The organism is Streptomyces sp. NPDC005181, assembly GCF_040608395.1.
In the GTDB taxonomy this organism is placed as follows: domain Bacteria; phylum Actinomycetota; class Actinomycetes; order Streptomycetales; family Streptomycetaceae; genus Streptomyces.
In genome coordinates this window covers 1-16,521 of record NZ_JBEXID010000032.1, presented here as the reverse complement: position 1 = coordinate 16,521, position 16,521 = coordinate 1, and the positions used below count along the sequence as shown (strand labels likewise).

12 protein-coding genes and 1 pseudogene are annotated in these 16,521 nt (G+C 70.5%); 12 read left to right on the top strand and 1 reads right to left on the bottom strand.

The window, feature by feature from the left end; genetic code table 11:
- Positions 1 to 40: 40 nt before the first annotated feature.
- From ABZV38_RS21115 to ABZV38_RS21060, 12 genes are all read left to right on the top strand, one after another.
- On the top strand, positions 41 to 1,078 hold the full coding sequence (locus ABZV38_RS21115) for a substrate-binding domain-containing protein (protein ID WP_356329094.1): 1,038 nt from the start codon (positions 41 to 43) through the stop codon (positions 1,076 to 1,078).
- A 68-nt stretch (positions 1,079 to 1,146) separates the two neighbouring features.
- Entirely contained in the window at positions 1,147 to 2,376 is a 1,230-nt protein-coding gene (locus ABZV38_RS21110) for a Gfo/Idh/MocA family oxidoreductase (protein ID WP_356329092.1), read from the top strand.
- A gap of 12 nt (positions 2,377 to 2,388) precedes the next feature.
- Positions 2,389 to 3,393 (top strand): sugar phosphate isomerase/epimerase family protein, encoded by a 1,005-nt coding sequence (locus ABZV38_RS21105; protein WP_356329091.1) that lies wholly within the window; start codon positions 2,389 to 2,391, stop codon positions 3,391 to 3,393.
- A gap of 454 nt (positions 3,394 to 3,847) precedes the next feature.
- Positions 3,848 to 7,564, top strand: coding sequence for a ThuA domain-containing protein (locus ABZV38_RS21100; RefSeq protein WP_356329089.1), 3,717 nt, complete (start codon positions 3,848 to 3,850; stop codon positions 7,562 to 7,564).
- Between the two features lie 142 nt (positions 7,565 to 7,706).
- Positions 7,707 to 8,825: an inositol-3-phosphate synthase gene (locus ABZV38_RS21095; RefSeq protein ID WP_356329087.1), complete on the top strand. Its 1,119-nt coding sequence runs from the start codon at positions 7,707 to 7,709 to the stop codon at positions 8,823 to 8,825.
- The gene (locus ABZV38_RS21090) at positions 8,822 to 9,883 is read left to right on the top strand and encodes an SCO3242 family prenyltransferase (protein WP_356329085.1); all 1,062 of its coding nucleotides are present in this window, start codon (positions 8,822 to 8,824) and stop codon (positions 9,881 to 9,883) included. The genes ABZV38_RS21095 and ABZV38_RS21090 overlap by 4 nt, the downstream gene beginning before the upstream one ends.
- Positions 9,880 to 10,761: a sugar phosphate isomerase/epimerase family protein gene (locus ABZV38_RS21085; protein WP_356329084.1), complete on the top strand. Its 882-nt coding sequence runs from the start codon at positions 9,880 to 9,882 to the stop codon at positions 10,759 to 10,761. The genes ABZV38_RS21090 and ABZV38_RS21085 overlap by 4 nt, the downstream gene beginning before the upstream one ends.
- A complete protein-coding gene (locus tag ABZV38_RS21080; protein ID WP_356329082.1) occupies positions 10,752 to 11,429 on the top strand; it encodes an EboA domain-containing protein in 678 nt (225 codons plus the stop codon). The genes ABZV38_RS21085 and ABZV38_RS21080 overlap by 10 nt, the downstream gene beginning before the upstream one ends.
- Complete coding sequence (locus tag ABZV38_RS21075; protein ID WP_356329081.1) at positions 11,429 to 12,277, top strand: TatD family hydrolase; 849 nt, start codon at positions 11,429 to 11,431, stop codon at positions 12,275 to 12,277. The genes ABZV38_RS21080 and ABZV38_RS21075 overlap by 1 nt, the downstream gene beginning before the upstream one ends.
- Before the next feature lie 4 nt (positions 12,278 to 12,281).
- On the top strand, positions 12,282 to 13,457 hold the full coding sequence (eboE, locus tag ABZV38_RS21070; protein ID WP_356329079.1) for a metabolite traffic protein EboE: 1,176 nt from the start codon (positions 12,282 to 12,284) through the stop codon (positions 13,455 to 13,457).
- Entirely contained in the window at positions 13,454 to 14,869 is a 1,416-nt protein-coding gene (locus ABZV38_RS21065) for a nucleotide pyrophosphatase/phosphodiesterase family protein (RefSeq protein WP_356329077.1), read from the top strand. The genes eboE and ABZV38_RS21065 overlap by 4 nt, the downstream gene beginning before the upstream one ends.
- Positions 14,870 to 14,918: 49 nt before the next feature.
- On the top strand, positions 14,919 to 16,070 hold the full coding sequence (locus tag ABZV38_RS21060) for a sugar phosphate isomerase/epimerase family protein (protein ID WP_356329075.1): 1,152 nt from the start codon (positions 14,919 to 14,921) through the stop codon (positions 16,068 to 16,070).
- A gap of 298 nt (positions 16,071 to 16,368) precedes the next feature.
- Here ABZV38_RS21060 and ABZV38_RS21055 read toward each other — a convergent pair.
- Positions 16,369 to 16,521: pseudogene (locus tag ABZV38_RS21055) on the bottom strand (MFS transporter); the annotation flags it as partial.

Below are 16,521 nucleotides of genomic sequence, written 5' to 3'. Positions count from 1 at the left end.
CCGCATGCCACCCACGCACCGGATGAAGGGTTCCACAGCCATGCCAGAAACCAGCCGCAGAGGACTGCTCTTCGGCACCGCAGCCGTCTCCGCGGGCGCCCTCCTCACCGCCTGCACCAGCAATGAGCCCAAGAAGTCGCAGACTGCGCAGAGCAATCAACCGGCCGCCGACAACAAGCCCGGCAAGTCCGTCACCATCGGCTTCGCCGGCCCGCAGGCCGACCACGGATGGCTCAACGCCATCAATGAGAACGCCAAGTCGCGGGCGGAGAAGTACTCCGAGGTGACCCTGGAGATCACCGAGGGCTCCAACGACACCGCCGTCCAGATCGGCCAGGTCAAGACCCTCATCAACAAGAAGGTCGACGTCCTCGTCATCCTCCCCGCCGACGGCAAGGCGCTCACCCAGGTCGGTCTGGAAGCGATGAAGGCGGGCATCCCCGTCATCAACCTGGACCGCATCTTCGCCTCACCGCAGGCCTACCGCTGCTGGGTCGGCGGCGACAACTACGGCATGGGCCTCAACGCCGGTACGTACATCGGCGAGAAGCTCAAGGACAAGCCGAACGCCAAGGTCGTCGAGCTCGCGGGCATCGACAACCTGGAGCTCACCAAGCAGCGCAGCCAGGGCTTCGCCGACGCGCTCAAGAACTACCCCAACGTCAAGTTGGTCGCCCGGCAGGCCGCCGAGTTCACCGTCGAGTCCGGCCAGGCGAAGATGGCCCAACTTCTACAGGCCCAGAAGAAGTTCGATGCCCTGTGGAACCACGACGACGACCAGGGTGTCGGCGCGCTGCGCGCCATCCAGCAGGCCGGCCGGGACGAATTCCTGATGGTCGGCGGTGCGGGCGCCAAGTCCGCCATGGACGCCATCAAGGCCGACAACAGCGTCCTGAAGGCCACCGTCCTCTACCCGCCGACGATGGCCGCGTCCGCCATCGACCTGGCGCGCGCGCTCGGCCAGAGCAAGGGCATCGGCGGCCTCTCCGAACTGGAGATCCCGACCAGTCTCACGCTCTACTCCGCCGTCGTCACCAAGGACAACATCGACCAGTACCTGCCGACGGGCTTCAGCTGATCCGCAGTCCAGGAGGGTGCTGACCCTCCTGCCGCCCCCACCGAACGACCGACGAGGAGGAAGCCCGTATGGCCCGTAGGGAAGAGACGGAGCAGGAAGCCGCAGCGCCGCCGTCGACAAAGCCGGAGGCGACGCTCGGGGTCGGCATGGTCGGATACGCGTTCATGGGTGCCGCCCACTCCCAGGGGTGGCGCACCGCGGGACACGTTTTCGACCTGCCGATGAGGCCGGCTCTCGCCGCGATCTGCGGACGCGACCGTACGGCGGTCACCGCCGCCGCCGACCGGCACGGCTGGACGGCGGCGGAGACCGACTGGCGCGCCCTGATCGCCAGGGACGACGTCCAGCTCGTCGACATCTGCACCCCCGGCGACAGTCATGCGGAGATCGCCATCGCCGCCCTGGAGGCCGGCAAACACGTGCTGTGCGAGAAGCCGCTCGCCAACACGGTTGCCGAGGCGGAGGCCATGACCGAGGCCGCGGAACGGGCCAGGGCCCGCGGTCAGGTGGCGATGGTCGGCTTCAACTACCGCAAGGTGCCGGCGATCGCGTACGCACGGAAGCTGATCGCCGAGGGCAGGCTCGGCGCCCTGCGGCACGTACGGGCCACCTACCTCCAGGACTGGCTGGTCGACCCCGAGTCGCCCCTCACCTGGCGGCTCGAGCGCGAACACGCCGGGTCCGGTGCGCTCGGCGACCTCGGGGCGCACATCATCGACCTCGCCCAGTATCTGGCGGGGGAGCTGCTGGTGGGGGTGTCGGCGGTGTCCGAGACGTTCGTACGGGAGCGGCCCCTGCTCGCCGGAGCGTCGGCGGGACTCTCGGGCGTCGCGAGCAGCGAGGCCCGAGGGGCGGTCACCGTCGACGACGCGGCCGTGTTCACCGGCAGGCTCGCCTCCGGAGCGCTGGCCTCGTTCGAGGCGACCCGGATGGCGGCGGGCCGCAAGAACGCGCTGCGGCTGGAGCTCAACGGGGAGTGCGGCTCCCTCGCCTTCGATCTGGAGCGGCTCAACGAACTGTCCTTCCACGACCACACCGAACCCGCCGCCACCGCCGGATTCCGCCGCATCCTCGTCACCGAGCCCGAACATCCGTACCTGGAGGCATGGTGGCCGCCGGGCCATGCCCTCGGCTACGAGCACACCTTCATCCACCAGGCCCGCGACCTCGTCCGGACGATCGCCGAAGGGACGGACCCCGTGCCGTCGTTCGCCGACGGGCTCCAGGTGCAGCGGGTGCTCGCCGCCGTGGAGGAGAGCGCCGAGAAGAACTCCGTACACACCCCCGTACAGCTCTAGGAGGTTCCGCGCATGCCCCGTCCCTTCACTCTCTTTACCGGCCAGTGGGCCGACCTGCCGCTGGAGGAGGTCTGCCGGCTCGCCCGTGACTTCGGCTACGACGGGCTCGAACTCGCCTGCTGGGGCGACCACTTCGAGGTAGACAAGGCTCTCAACGACCCGGGCTATCTGGCCGGGCGGCACCAGCTGCTCGACAAGTACGGGCTGAAGTGCTGGGCGATCTCCAACCATCTCGTCGGCCAGGCCGTCTGCGACAACCCGATCGACGAACGGCACCAGGGCATTCTGCCCGCCAGGATCTGGGGCGACGGTGAGCCCGAAGGGGTACGGCGCAGGGCCGCCGAAGAGATCAAGAACACCGCCCGCGCGGCCGCGGCCTTCGGGGTCCGTACCGTCATCGGCTTCACCGGTTCGTCGATCTGGCACCTGGTGGCGATGTTCCCGCCGGTGCCGCCGCGGATGATCGAGCGGGGGTACGAAGACTTCGCCGAACGCTGGAACCCGATCCTCGACGTGTTCGACGCGGAGGGCGTGCGGTTCGCCCACGAGGTGCACCCGAGCGAGATCGCGTACGACTACTGGACCACGCATCGCGCCCTGGAGGCCGTCGACCACCGGGCCGCGTTCGGGCTGAACTTCGACCCGAGCCACTTCGTCTGGCAGGACCTCGATCCGGTCGGCTTCCTCTACGACTTCCGGGACCGGATCTACCACGTGGACTGCAAGGAGGCGCGCAAACGCCTCGACGGACGCAACGGCCGGCTCGGCTCGCACCTCCCCTGGGGCGATCCCCGGCGCGGCTGGGACTTCGTCTCCGGCGGGCACGGTGACGTGCCGTGGGAGGACGTGTTCCGGATGCTCCGGTCGATCGGCTACGAGGGCCCGATCTCGGTGGAGTGGGAGGACGCCGGGATGGACCGGCTGACGGGTGCGCCGGAAGCGCTTGCCACGATGAAGCGGTACGACTTCGATCCGCCGGCGGCGTCGTTCGACGCGGCGTTCGGGGGCGGCGACTGACGGTTCCCGGGGGCTGTGCCCCCGGATCCCCGCTCCTCAATCGCCGGAGGGCTGGATTTTCGGAGTCGGCTCCGGTAGCCCGCTCAGGCGGCAGAACCCAAGCCCGCCCGGCGATTGAGGGCATCTTGTTCACCCCGTCCGGCGATTGAGGACCGCGTGGTCCGGGGCAGAGCCCCGGTTCGGGCAGGGGGAAGACCCGGTGGCAGCAAGCGGGCCGTCGGGGCGGTCCCGGCTGCCCTCATCCCTCTTTGTCCTGCAGCAGGAAAAAGTTTAACTCAACTGCTGTGCAAGGGCTTTCCGCTCCGGACGAACAGGTCTACCGTCCCTGTGGTGTACACGAAATGACTCGCGTCGCTGGGGCCCCACCGGGCCCCGGGCGACCTGCGCGGCAGTCCCCGCGCGGAACGGCCCGGCTCCACCCGCCCGTACAACCGGCACTCTCCGGAGGACACTCGTGCACAGAACCAGAACCCGGCCCCGACTCCGCAAGTCCCTCGCCCTGCTCACCGGCGGCCTGATCACCGCGGCCACCCTCGCCCTGGGCGCCCCCGGCGCCTCCGCGTCGGGCCCGGCCTCACCGGCCGCCACCGACGCCGCGGCGGCCGCGGCCGAGGACTTCCAGCAGGTCACTCTCGCGAAGGGCGTCGCCGAAACCGGCGAACCCATGTCGCTGGCCGTGCTCCCGGACCGCAGCATCCTGCACACCTCACGCAGCGGCGAGCTGCGGATCACCGACAGCGCCGGCAACACCACGGTCTCCGGCGTCCTTCCCGTCTACTCGCACGACGAGGAAGGCCTCCAGGGCGTCGGTATCGACCCGGACTTCGACAAGAACCGGGCGATCTACCTCTACTACGCGCCCCCGCTGGACACCCCGGCCGGCGACGCCCCGGAGACCGGCACCGCCGCCGACTTCGCCAAGTTCGACGGCGTCAACCGGCTCTCCCGCTTCGTCCTCGAGGAGGACGGCACCCTCGACCTGAGCAGCGAGAAGAAGGTCCTCGACGTCAAGACGTCGCGCGGCATCTGCTGCCACGTCGGCGGCGACATCGACTTCGACGCACAGGGCAACCTGTACCTGTCGACCGGTGACGACTCCAACCCCTTCGCCTCCGACGGCTACACGCCGATCGACGAACGCCCGGACCGCAACCCGGCGTTCGACGCCCGGCGCACCTCGGGCAACACCAACGACCTGCGCGGCAAGATCCTCCGGATCAAGGTCGCCGACGACGGCTCGTACACCATCCCCGAGGGCAACCTCTTCGCCCCGGGCACGGACAAGACCCGGCCCGAGATCTACGCGATGGGATTCCGCAACCCGTTCCGCTTCAGCGTCGACAAGGCCACCGGCATTGCGTACGTCGGCGACTACGGTCCCGACGCGGGCGCGGCCGACCCGAAGCGCGGACCGGGCGGGCAGGTCGAGTTCGCCCGCGTGACCAAGGCGGGCAACTTCGGCTGGCCGTTCTGCACCGGGAAGAACGACCCCTTCGTCGACTACGACTTCGCGACGAAGACGTCCGGGGCGGCCTTCGACTGCGCCGCCCCGAAGAACACCTCGCCGCACAACACCGGCCTGGTCGACCTGCCCCCGGCGCAGCCTGCCTGGATCCCGTACGACGGCGGATCCGTGCCCGAGTTCGGCACCGGCTCCGAGTCACCGATGGGCGGCCCCGTCTATCACTACGACGCCGACCTCGACTCGCCAGTGAAGTTCCCCGAGGCGTACGACGGAGACTTCTTCGCCGGTGAGTTCGGCCGGCAGTGGATCAAGCGCATCGAGCAGGACGGCGACGGCGCCGTCCAGTCCATCAACAACATCCCGTGGTCCGGGACCCAGGTGATGGACATGGCCTTCGGCCCGGACGGCGCGCTGTACGTCCTGGACTACGGCGTCTCCTGGTTCGGCGGCGACGAGCACTCCGCGCTCTACCGCATCGAGAACGCCACCGGCGGCCACTCGCCGGTCGCCGAAGCCACCTCCAACAAGACGTCCGGCACCGCACCGCTGAAGGTGCAGTTCTCCTCCGCGGGCACCACGGACTCCGACAATGACGCGCTCACCTACGCCTGGGACTTCGGCGACGGCGGTACGTCGACCGCCGCGAACCCCACGTACACGTACAAGAAGAACGGCACCTACACCGCGACCGTCACCGCCAAGGACCCCACCGGCCGCACCGGTTCGGCGAGTGTCCATGTGACCGTCGGCAACACCGCACCCAAGGTGAACCTGCAACTCCCCGGCGACGGACAGCTGTTCAGCTTCGGCGACGACATCCCGTTCAAGGTGACCGTCACCGACCCCGAGGACGGCGCGATCGACTGCTCCAAGGTCCAGGTCAGCTTCGTACTCGGCCATGACAGCCACGGCCACCCGATCACCACGGAGCACGGCTGCTCCGGCACCATCAAGACCGAGGTGGACGGCGGACACGACCCGAACGCCAACATCTTCGGAGTCATCGACGCCTCGTACACCGACGGCGGGGGCGGCGGCCAGGCCGCACTCTCCGGCCACGACCAGTCGCAGCTCCAGCCCCGTCACCGGCAGGCCGAGCACTTCACCGACTCGTCCGGCATCAAGACGTACGACAAGGCGAACGCGGAGGGCGGCAAGACGGTCGGCGACATCAACAACGACGACTGGATCGCCTTCAAGCCGTACATCCTGGGCGACTCCACCAAGCTCACCGCCCGGATCTCGTCCGGCGGCGCGGGGGGCTTCCTCGAGGTACGGACCGGCTCCGCGACCGGCAAGATCCTCGGCTCCGCACCGGTGCCGGTGACCGGCGGCTGGGAGACCTTCCAGGAGATCGACGTACCGCTGCGCGGCGTCCCGAAGCAGGCCACCGAACTCTTCCTGGTCTTCAAGGGCGGCGACGGGGCGCTCTACGACATCGACGACTTCGAGCTCTCCAACAGCGCCCCCGACCGGACCGCCAAGCGGGTCCTGGTCTTCTCGAAGACGGCCGGTTTCCGCCACGACGCGATCCCCGCGGGCGTCGCCGCACTGAAGGAACTCGGCAAGACCAGCAACATCACCGTCGACTCCACCGAGGAAGCAGGCCAGTTCACCACCAGCAACCTGGCCCGCTACGACGCCGTGGTCTTCCTCTCCACGACCGGTGACGTCCTCAACGCCGACCAGCAGAAAGCGTTCGAGAACTACATCGCCACCGGCGGTGGCTACATGGGCGTGCACGCCGCCGCGGACACCGAGTACGACTGGGCGTTCTACGGCGGACTGGTCGGCGCGTACTTCGCCGGGCACCCCGCGATCCAGCCCGTCACCGTCCGCGTCGAGGACCACAAGCACCCGGCCACCGCCCACCTCGACGATGCCTGGGACCGCACCGACGAGCTGTACAACTACCGCACCAACCCGCGGGACAAGGTGAAGGTCCTCGCCACGCTCGACGAGACGACCTACACCGGCGGCACCATGAAGGGCGATCACCCGATCACCTGGTGCCAGGCCTACCAGGGCGGCCGGTCCTTCTACACCGGCCTCGGCCACACCAAGGAGTCGTACGCCGAACCGGCCTTCCGCCAGCTCCTCCTCGGCGGCGTCCGCTACGCGGCCGGACAGGTCAAGGCCGACTGCAAGCCGGACACCGGCTACCGGTCGATCTTCAACGGCAAGACGCTCGAAGGCTGGAAGCAGGCCGGCCCCGGGAAGTTCGACGTCGTCGACGGTGAACTCCGCTCCGAGGGCGGCATGGGGCTCCTCACCTACCAGGCCAAGGAGCTCAAGTCGTACTCGCTGAAGCTCGACTGGAAGATGGCGGGCGACGACAACTCCGGTGTCTTCGTCGGCTTCCCGGAGTCCAATGACCCCTGGTCCGCAGTGAACAACGGCTACGAGGTCCAGATCGACGCCACCGACGCGCCCGACCGCACCACGGGCTCCGTCTACACCTTCAAGGCGGCGAACATCAAGGCCCGCGACCAGGTCCTGCGGCCGCCCGGCCAGTGGAACAGCTACGAGATCAAGGTCCAGGGTGAACGGCTCCAGGTCTTCCTGAACGGGGTCAAGATCAACGACTTCACCAACACCGATCCCGCACGCAGCCTGAAGGACGGCTACATCGGTCTCCAGAACCACGGAGCCGATGACCAGGCGTCCTTCCGCAACATCCAGTTGAAGGAACTGCCCGCCGCGTAGGGCGACAGCCACAGTCCGACGGCGGGCGGGGCAAAGGCCCTACCTCGCCCGCCGTCTCCACCTCTTTCCTGCCCACCCCGAACTGATCAGCGCCGCTCTCTTCGTACTGCCCAGCCAGGATCCCCAGCCAGGGAGGCAGCCCGTGTCAGCACATGCCGTTCGTACCGGAGTCTGGTTCATCGGAGCACGCGGCTCCGTCGCCACCACCGCCACGGCGGGCTGCGCAGCCGTCACGGCGGGGCTCCACCCGGCGGCGGGCATGGTCACCGAGACCGCGCCGTTCGCCGACAGCGGGCTGCCGGCGCTGAACTCCCTGGTCTTCGGCGGACACGACACCGTCGGCTGTCCGCTGCCCAAACGGGCTGAGGCACTGGCCGCCGGGGGAGTGCTGCCGCACGGGCTGCCGTCGGCGGTACGGTCCGAACTCGCCGCCGCCGATGCGGAGATACGCGCTGGCGGGCCGCTGCCCGGCGACACCCGTACGGACGAGGAACTCATCGCCGCGTTCACCGCCGACCTCACCGACTTCGGCCGCCGCAACGAACTGGCCCGCACCGTCGTGGTCAACGTCGCGTCGACGGAGCCGGTCCCGGCACCCGGGCAGCACCGGCTGCCGGCCAGCTCGCTCTACGCCGCCGCGGCGCTCCGGGCCGGCTGCCCCTACACCAACTTCACCCCGTCAACCGGGCTGCGCACCCCCGCGCTCCAGGACGCCGTCGCGGACTGCGGACTTCCTCACGCAGGCCGCGACGGCAAGACGGGCCAGACGCTGCTCCGCTCCGTACTCGCCCCGATGTTCGTGCAACGCGCCCTGCCCGTACGGGCCTGGTCCGGCACGAATCTGCTGGGCGGCGGGGACGGGGCGGCGCTGGCCGACCCGGGCGCGGCGGCGGCCAAGAACGCGGGCAAGGAACGCGTTCTCGCCGACACGCTGGGCGTCACCCCCGAGGGCGAGGTCCACATCGACGACGTACCGGCCCTCGGCGACTGGAAGACGGCCTGGGACCACATCGCGTTCGACGGCTTCCTCGGAGCGCGCATGGTCCTCCAGACGACCTGGCAGGGCTGCGACTCGGCGCTGGCCGCCCCGCTTGTGCTGGACCTCGCGCGACTGCTGGCCCGCGCCCACGAAGCGGGTCTGACGGGCGCGCGGCCCGAACTCGGCTTCTACTTCAAGGACCCGGACGGCGGCCCCGCCGCACTCTCCGAGCAGTACCTGCAGCTCCTGGCCTTCGCCGAACGCCTGCGGGGGCAGAAGTGAAAGCCGCAGTACGGGCCTGGGCCGAACTGCTCAGGGTCTCGGCGCTGTTCACCGTCCCCGGGGACGCGCTCGCCGGGGCGGCGGCCATCGGCCGGCGACCCGGCCGAGGCACCGCGCTGGCGGTCGGCGCCTCCCTCTGTCTGTACGAGGCGGGCATGGCCCTCAACGACTGGGCCGACCGCGACGAGGACGCCATCGACCGTCCGCACCGCCCGATTCCCTCGGGCCGGATCGCCCCCGGCGCAGCCCTCGCGGCAGCCGGGGCCCTGACAGTTACCGGTCTGACCCTGGCCGCCCGCGCGGGCCGCCCGGCGCTGACGGTGGCCACCGGCCTGGCGGCAACGGTCTGGGCCTACGACCTCCACCTCAAGCACACCAAGGCGGGGCCGGCAGCGATGGCGGGGGCCCGCGCACTGGACCTCCTCCTGGGCGCCACGGCGACGGCAGGGGCGGGGGCAGGAGCAGGGGCGGGCTACGGAGGCGTCAACCTCCCGACGGACGCGACCGGCACGTCACGCGCCGGTCGCACCGTGGGCCCCGGTCGCATGACCCACCCCATCGTCCGTACCGCCGTCCCCGCCGCCGCCCTGCTCGGGGCGCACACCTATGCGGTCACCGCCGTCTCGCGCCACGAGGCGCAGGGCGGCTCCACCGCCGCGCCCCTCGGCGCACTCGCGGCGATGGTTGCGCTCGCCGCCGCCGCCATGCGGGAGCGGCGGGAGTCCGGGGGCCCGCCTCCGATGCCGGGAAGGGGCGGGCCAGGGGACAACCACGGGCCAGGGGACCACCACCGGCCCCGACCCGGAGCGCTCGCCCCCCGCCTCCTCCTCACCGCACTCACCGCCGCCTACCTGCGTACCGCCGCCAAGCCTCTCCTCCACGCCACCCTCAACCCGTCCGCGCCCCTCACTCAGCGCGCCGTCGGCAGCGGTATCCGGGCGATGATCCCGCTTCAGGCCGTGCTCGCCGCCCGCGCCGGAGCAGTCGGCACCGGGCTCGCCGTCATGGGGCTCGTTCCCCTTGCCCGCACCCTCGCCCGGAAGGTGAGCCTCACATGACGATCCGCTTCGGCTACGGCACCAACGGGCTCACCGACCTCCGCCTGGACGACGCCCTGGGACTCCTCGCGGACCTCGGCTACGACGGCGTCGGTCTCACCCTCGACCACATGCACCTCGACCCCTTGGCCCCGGATCTCGCCGCCCGCACCCGGTACGTGGCGGACAGGCTCGGCCGGCTGGGGCTCGGCGTGACCGTCGAGACGGGGGCCCGCTATGTCCTCGACCCGCGCCGCAAGCACGGCCCGTCCCTCCTCGACCCGGACCCGGAGGCCCGCGCCGCCCGCACCCGGCTGCTGCTGCGGGCCGTCGACGTCGCCGCCGACCTCGGCGCCCACGCCGTGCACTGCTTCAGCGGCATCACCCCACCCGAGACCCCACCGGACACGGCCTGGCAGCGGCTGACCGACGCCCTCGCACCCGTGCTCGACGCCGCAGCCCGTACCGGCGTCCCGCTCGCCATCGAGCCCGAACCCGGCCATCTCCTCGCCACCCTCTCGGACTTCCACCACCTCCGCGTCCTCAGCGGCGACCCCGACCCTCTCGGGCTCACCCTCGACATCGGGCACTGCCAGTGCCTCGAACCGGCCGCACCCGTCGACTGTGTCCGGGCCGCCGCCCCCTGGCTGCGGCACGTCCAGATCGAGGACATGAGCCGGGGCGTCCACGAGCACCTCCCGTTCGGCGACGGCGAGATCGACTTCCCGCCCGTACTCGACGCGCTCGACGCCCTCGGCAACACCGGATATCGCGGCCTCACCGTCGTCGAACTGCCCCGCCACTCCCACGCGGGCCCCGAACTGGCCAGGATCTCCCTCGAGTTCCTGCGCGACCACACCCCGTCGAAGTCCTCGAAGGGAGCAGCACCGTGCCGATGACCCGCAAGCAACTCGACGCACAGCTCGCCGGCGCCGCACGCGCCTGGCTCGACGAGGCCCTCGCCGAGGCCGCCCACACCGCCTGCCACGAGGACACCGCGCCCGGCAGTCCCTACGCCGTCCCCCCTTGGGAACTGCGGTTCGCCGCCGCCGGCCGGCACTGCGGACTCGAGTACGCCGACTCCGTACGCGCCCTGCTGCTCCTCGAGGCCCGTGCCGGCGTGCCCGCCGTGACCAGACTCTACGAACAGGGCACCGCCGCCGAACGACGCGCCGTCCTCCTCACCCTGCACCGACTGGACCTCGGCCCCACCGCCCTTCCGCTCGTCGAGGACGCTCTGCGCACCAACGACACCCGGCTGGTTGCCGCCGCCGTGGGCCCGTACGCCGCCGCCCATCTCGACGGGCACCACTGGCGGCACGCCATCCTCAAGTGCCTCTTCACCGGCGTCCCCGTCGACGCCGTCGACGCACTGGCCCGGCGCGCCCGCGGCGACGCGGAACTCGCCCGCATGCTCGGCGACTTCGCGGCCGAACGCACGGCGGCCGGCCGCACCGTCCCCGACGACCTGCACCGCGTCCTCGCCCTCACGGCCCCCGCACCCTTCCCCGAGCCCTCGAACATTCGCGAGCAGGGGCGACCCCATCCCCCCACGGAGGAGTCCTGATGCGCATCTTCGACCCCCACATCCATATGACTTCCCGCACCACGGACGACTACCAGGCGATGTACGACGCAGGTGTCCGCGCCCTCGTCGAACCCTCCTTCTGGCTCGGCCAGCCCCGCACCTCGCCCGCCAGCTTCTTCGACTACTTCGACGCCCTGCTCGGCTGGGAGCCCTTCCGCGCCGCCCAGTACGGCATCGCCCACCACTGCACGCTCGCTCTCAACCCCAAAGAGGCGAACGACCCCCGCTGCACCCCCGTCCTGGACGCCCTGCCCCGCTACCTCGTCAAGGACTCCGTCGTCGCCGTCGGAGAGATCGGCTACGACTCCATGACTCCGGCCGAGGACACAGCCCTCGCCGCCCAGCTCCAGCTGGCCGCCGACCACGGGCTGCCCGCCCTCGTCCACACCCCGCACCGAGACAAGCTCGCCGGTCTGCACCGCACCATCGACGTCATCCGCGAGTCCCACCTCCCCCCGGAGCGGGTCCTGCTCGATCACCTCAATGAGACGACCGTGAAGGACGCCACCGACAGCGGCTGCTGGGCCGGTTTCTCGATCTACCCCGACACCAAGATGGACGAGGACCGCATGATCGCGATCCTCAAGACCCACGGTACGGAGAAAATCCTGGTCAACTCGGCTGCCGACTGGGGCAGGAGCGACCCCCTCAAGACCCGCAAGGTCGGCGATGCCATGCTCGCCGCCGGGTTCAGCGACGACGACGTCGACCAGGTGCTCTGGCGCAACCCCGTCGCCTTCTACGGCCAGAGCGGCCGACTCCAGCTCGACCTCACCACCCCCGATCAGCTCCACGAGGGGAACTCCATCCTCCGCGGCGGGGAGTGACCCGATGCGCTTCCGCCACCCCGACGGATCCACCGTCCACCTCGCGTACTGCACCAACGTCCACCCCGCCGAGACCCTGGACGGGGTCCGCGCCCAGCTGCGCGACCACTGCGAACCCGTCCGCAAACGCCTCGGCCGCGACCGCCTCGGCATCGGGCTCTGGCTCGCCAAGGACGCCGCGCGCACGCTGATCAACGACCCCGCCCAGCTGCGCTCCCTGCGCGCCGAGCTCGACCGCCGCGGCCTCGAAGTCGTCACCCTGAACGGCTTCCCGTACGAAGGCTTCGGCGCCGAAGAGGTCAGGTACCGGGTGTACAAGCCCGACTGGACGGACCCCGAACGGCTGGCCCACACCACCGATCTCGCCCGGCTGCTCGCCACGCTGCTCCCCGACGACGTCACCGAAGGCACCATCTCCACCCTGCCGATCGCCTGGCGCACCCCGTACACCGGCGACCCCGAAGCCGCCCGCACGGCGCACACCGCGCTGACCACCCTCGCCGAACGTCTCGACGCCCTCGCCGAGCTGACCGGCAAGTCCATCCGGATCGGGCTCGAACCCGAACCGGGCTGCACGGTCGAGACCACCGCCGACGCGATCGCACCTCTCACCGCCGTCGGACACCACCGCATCGGCATCTGCATCGACACCTGCCACCTCGCCACCTCGTTCGAGGACCCGGGCACCGCCCTCGACGCGCTCGCCGCAGCCGGCATCCCGGTCGCCAAGGCCCAGCTCTCCGCCGCACTCCATGCCGAACACCCGCACCTGCCCGAGGTGCGCACCGCGCTCGCCGCCTTCGCCGAACCCCGCTTCCTCCACCAGACCCGCACCCGCACCACCCACGGACTGCGCGGCACCGACGACCTCGACGAGGCGGTCACCGGCCAGGCACTGCCCGACGGCACCCCGTGGCGCGCCCACTTCCACGTACCGCTGCACGCACCGCCCGCCCCACCGCTCACCTCCACCCTTCCAGTGCTCAGGGCCGCGCTGACCCGCGTGGTCGGCGGAGCCCGGCCGCTGACCCGTCACCTGGAGGTCGAGACGTACACGTGGCAGGCGCTCCCCGCCGCGCTGCGCCCCCGCACCCGCCCCCAGCTCGCCGACGGCATCGCCGCCGAACTCACCCTCGCCCGCGACCTCCTGGTCGACCTCGGCCTCAAGGAGCTCCCATGACCGCAGCCGAAACGGGTACGTCCGCCGGTTCCACCGCCACTCCCACCCCGCTTCTCGTCCTCGATGTAGTCGGCCTCACCCCCCGGCTCCTCGACCACATGCCGCACCTCAAGTCCCTGGGGCAGTCCGGCACCCACGCCCCCCTCGGCACCGTGCTGCCCGCCGTCACCTGCGCCGCGCAGTCCACCTTCCTCACCGGCACCACCCCCGCCGAGCACGGCATCGTCGCCAACGGCTGGTACTTCCGCGAGCTCGGCGACGTCCTCCTCTGGCGCCAGCACAACGGACTCGTCGCCGGCGACAAGCTCTGGGACGCCGCCCGCCGTGCCCACCCCGGCTACACCGTCGCCAACATCTGCTGGTGGTACGCCATGGGCGCCGACACCGACATCACCGTCACCCCGCGCCCCGTCTACTACGCCGACGGCCGCAAGGAACCCGACTGCTACACGCGGCCGCCCGCCCTCCACGACGAACTCACCGAGAAGCTCGGCACCTTCCCCCTCTTCCACTTCTGGGGCCCCGGCGCCGACCTGGTCTCCTCGCAGTGGATCATCGACGCGACCCGGCACATCCTCGACACCCGCCACCCCGACCTGGCCCTCTGCTACCTCCCGCACCTCGACTACGACCTGCAGCGCTACGGCCCCGACGACCCCCGCGCCTTCCGGGCAGCGGCCGACCTCGACCGGGCCGTGGCCCCGCTCCTCGACGACGCGCGCCGCGAGGGCCGCACCGTCGTAGCCCTCTCCGAGTACGGCATCACCCGCGTCGACCGCCCGGTCGACATCAACCGGGCCCTGCGCCGCGCCGGCCTGCTGGAGGTCCACACCCAGGACGGCATGGAGTACCTGGACCCGATGGCCTCCCGGGCCTTCGCCGTCGCCGATCACCAGCTCGCCCACATCTACGTACGCCGCCCCGAGGACCTCGACGCCACCCGCGAAGCCCTCGCGGAGCTGCCAGGCATCGAGCAGCTCCTCGACGACGAGGGCAAGAAGGCACACCGCCTCGACCACCCGCGCTCCGGCGAACTCGTCGCCGTCGCCGATCCGGACGCCTGGTTCACGTACTACTACTGGCTCGACGACGCGCGCGCCCCCGACTTCGCGCAGCTCGTCGAGATCCACCGCAAACCCGGCTACGACCCGGTCGAACTCTTCCTGGACCCGCAGGACCCGTACGTGCGGATCAAGGCGGCCACCGCCGTGGCCCGCAAGAAGCTCGGCATGCGCTACCGCATGGCGGTCGTGCCCCTCGACCCCTCACCTATTCGCGGCAGCCACGGCCGCCTCCCCGCGAGCGACGAAGAAGGCCCGCTCATCCTGTGCTCCACCCCCCACGCGTTCACCGGCCCCGTCGGGGCCACCGAAGTGAAGTCCCTGCTCCTTACGCTTGCCGGCCTCGCATGAGATCGGTCCGTGCACAGCGTTTCGAGCATCTTCGAGAAAGAGAGAGACCGTGACCGCGTACAACGACGAATCCGGAACGGACGGCGCCCTGCGCCGCAGCCTCGGCGTCAGTCGCCGCCGCTTTCTGAGCACCTGCACGGCCGCTGCGGCAGCGGCGATCGCCGCGCCCGCCTTCGGCGCGCCGCCGGCCCTCGCCCAGACCGCGTCCGGCAAGGGGCAGGGCGTCGGCCAGGCTCTGGTCCCGGCGGCGAGACGAGGAATCATCCTGTACACCGTGCGTGACGCCACGGGCCGGGATCCGCTCACCACCGACCTTCCCTCGGGCTTCCGTGAGGTCTTCAGGGAGCTGGCACGCTACGGCTACCAGCAGGCCGAGTTCGCCGGGTACGGCCAGCACGCCAACGCACCCGGCGGAAGCAACCTCGAATCGGTGGAAGGCGCGAAGCTGCTGCGCTCGTGGCTGGACGAGTACGGTCTGCGCGCCCAGGGCAACCACGGCTACATCCCGTCGTCCTGGCCGCTGAACCAGAGCGACCTGGACCAGTTCAAGCGCCACCTTGAGATAGCGAACATCCTCGGCATGGAACACATGGGCACCGGTGGCGACCCCACCGGCAGCTCCTACCGTGCCGACTGGGACGTGGCCGCCGACAAGTGGAACACGCTGGGACGGATCGCTCAGGGTGCGGGCATCAAGCTGTACACCCACAACCACGACGCGGCATACGGCTTCCTGCTCGACGGCGGTCCGCTGGACGCACAGGGGCGCCCCACCCGCAGCTCCGGCACCCGCAAGCTCGAGTACTTCCTTCAGGTCACCGACCCGAAATCCGTATGGCTGGAGATGGACATCTTCTGGGCGCACGTCGCTCAGTACAAGTTCCACACTTACACTGCGCACGACGGATCGCAGCAGGAGAACATCTTCGACCCGGCGGCACTGGTCAGCTGCAACACCAAGCGCTACCCGCTGTTCCACGCCAAGGACGGCATCGTCAACACAACCAGCGGCAACGGCTACGACATGGTCCCCTTCGGCACCGGGGTCATCGACTACCGGACGTTCTTCCGCCGTGTCGGGGCGAAGAACTACCACAACCCGATGGTCGAGCAGGACAACGCACCGAGTTCGACCGTCCCCGCGCAGTCCCTGAACCATGCGCGGATCGGCTACGACAACTTGGCGGCGCTGCGCAAGTAGGACCGTCGGCGGCACCGGAGGGGCGGTCCGCGCCTCACCCCGAATTCCTGACATCGGGGAACAGCGCAAACGCCCGTCCGGTGACGTCAGGCACCGTGCGCTCCACGGCCGTCACCAGGAGCGTACGGTGCCTGACCAGTACCCCGAACTGCGTGACCAACCCCGGGGTTGGCCGAGGATCCGCCGGTCGTTCCAGCCGATGCGGTAGACGTCGCCACGCGCGTCCGTGATCTCGCGGAAGCCCGCGCCCGCCGTGGTGGCCGGCGCGGACTCCGTTACGTGAGGTTCCGCTGCCGTATCAGGAGATCTCCCGGCTGATCGGATACGGATTGGGTTCGATGCGCTTGGCGTTCGGCCGGCCCGGCGCCTTGAGGAAGCACGCGAGGACCGCCGAGCCGAGACCGATGCTGCCCGCCAGGGCGAAGGCACCGCCGTAGCCCCAGGCATGGAC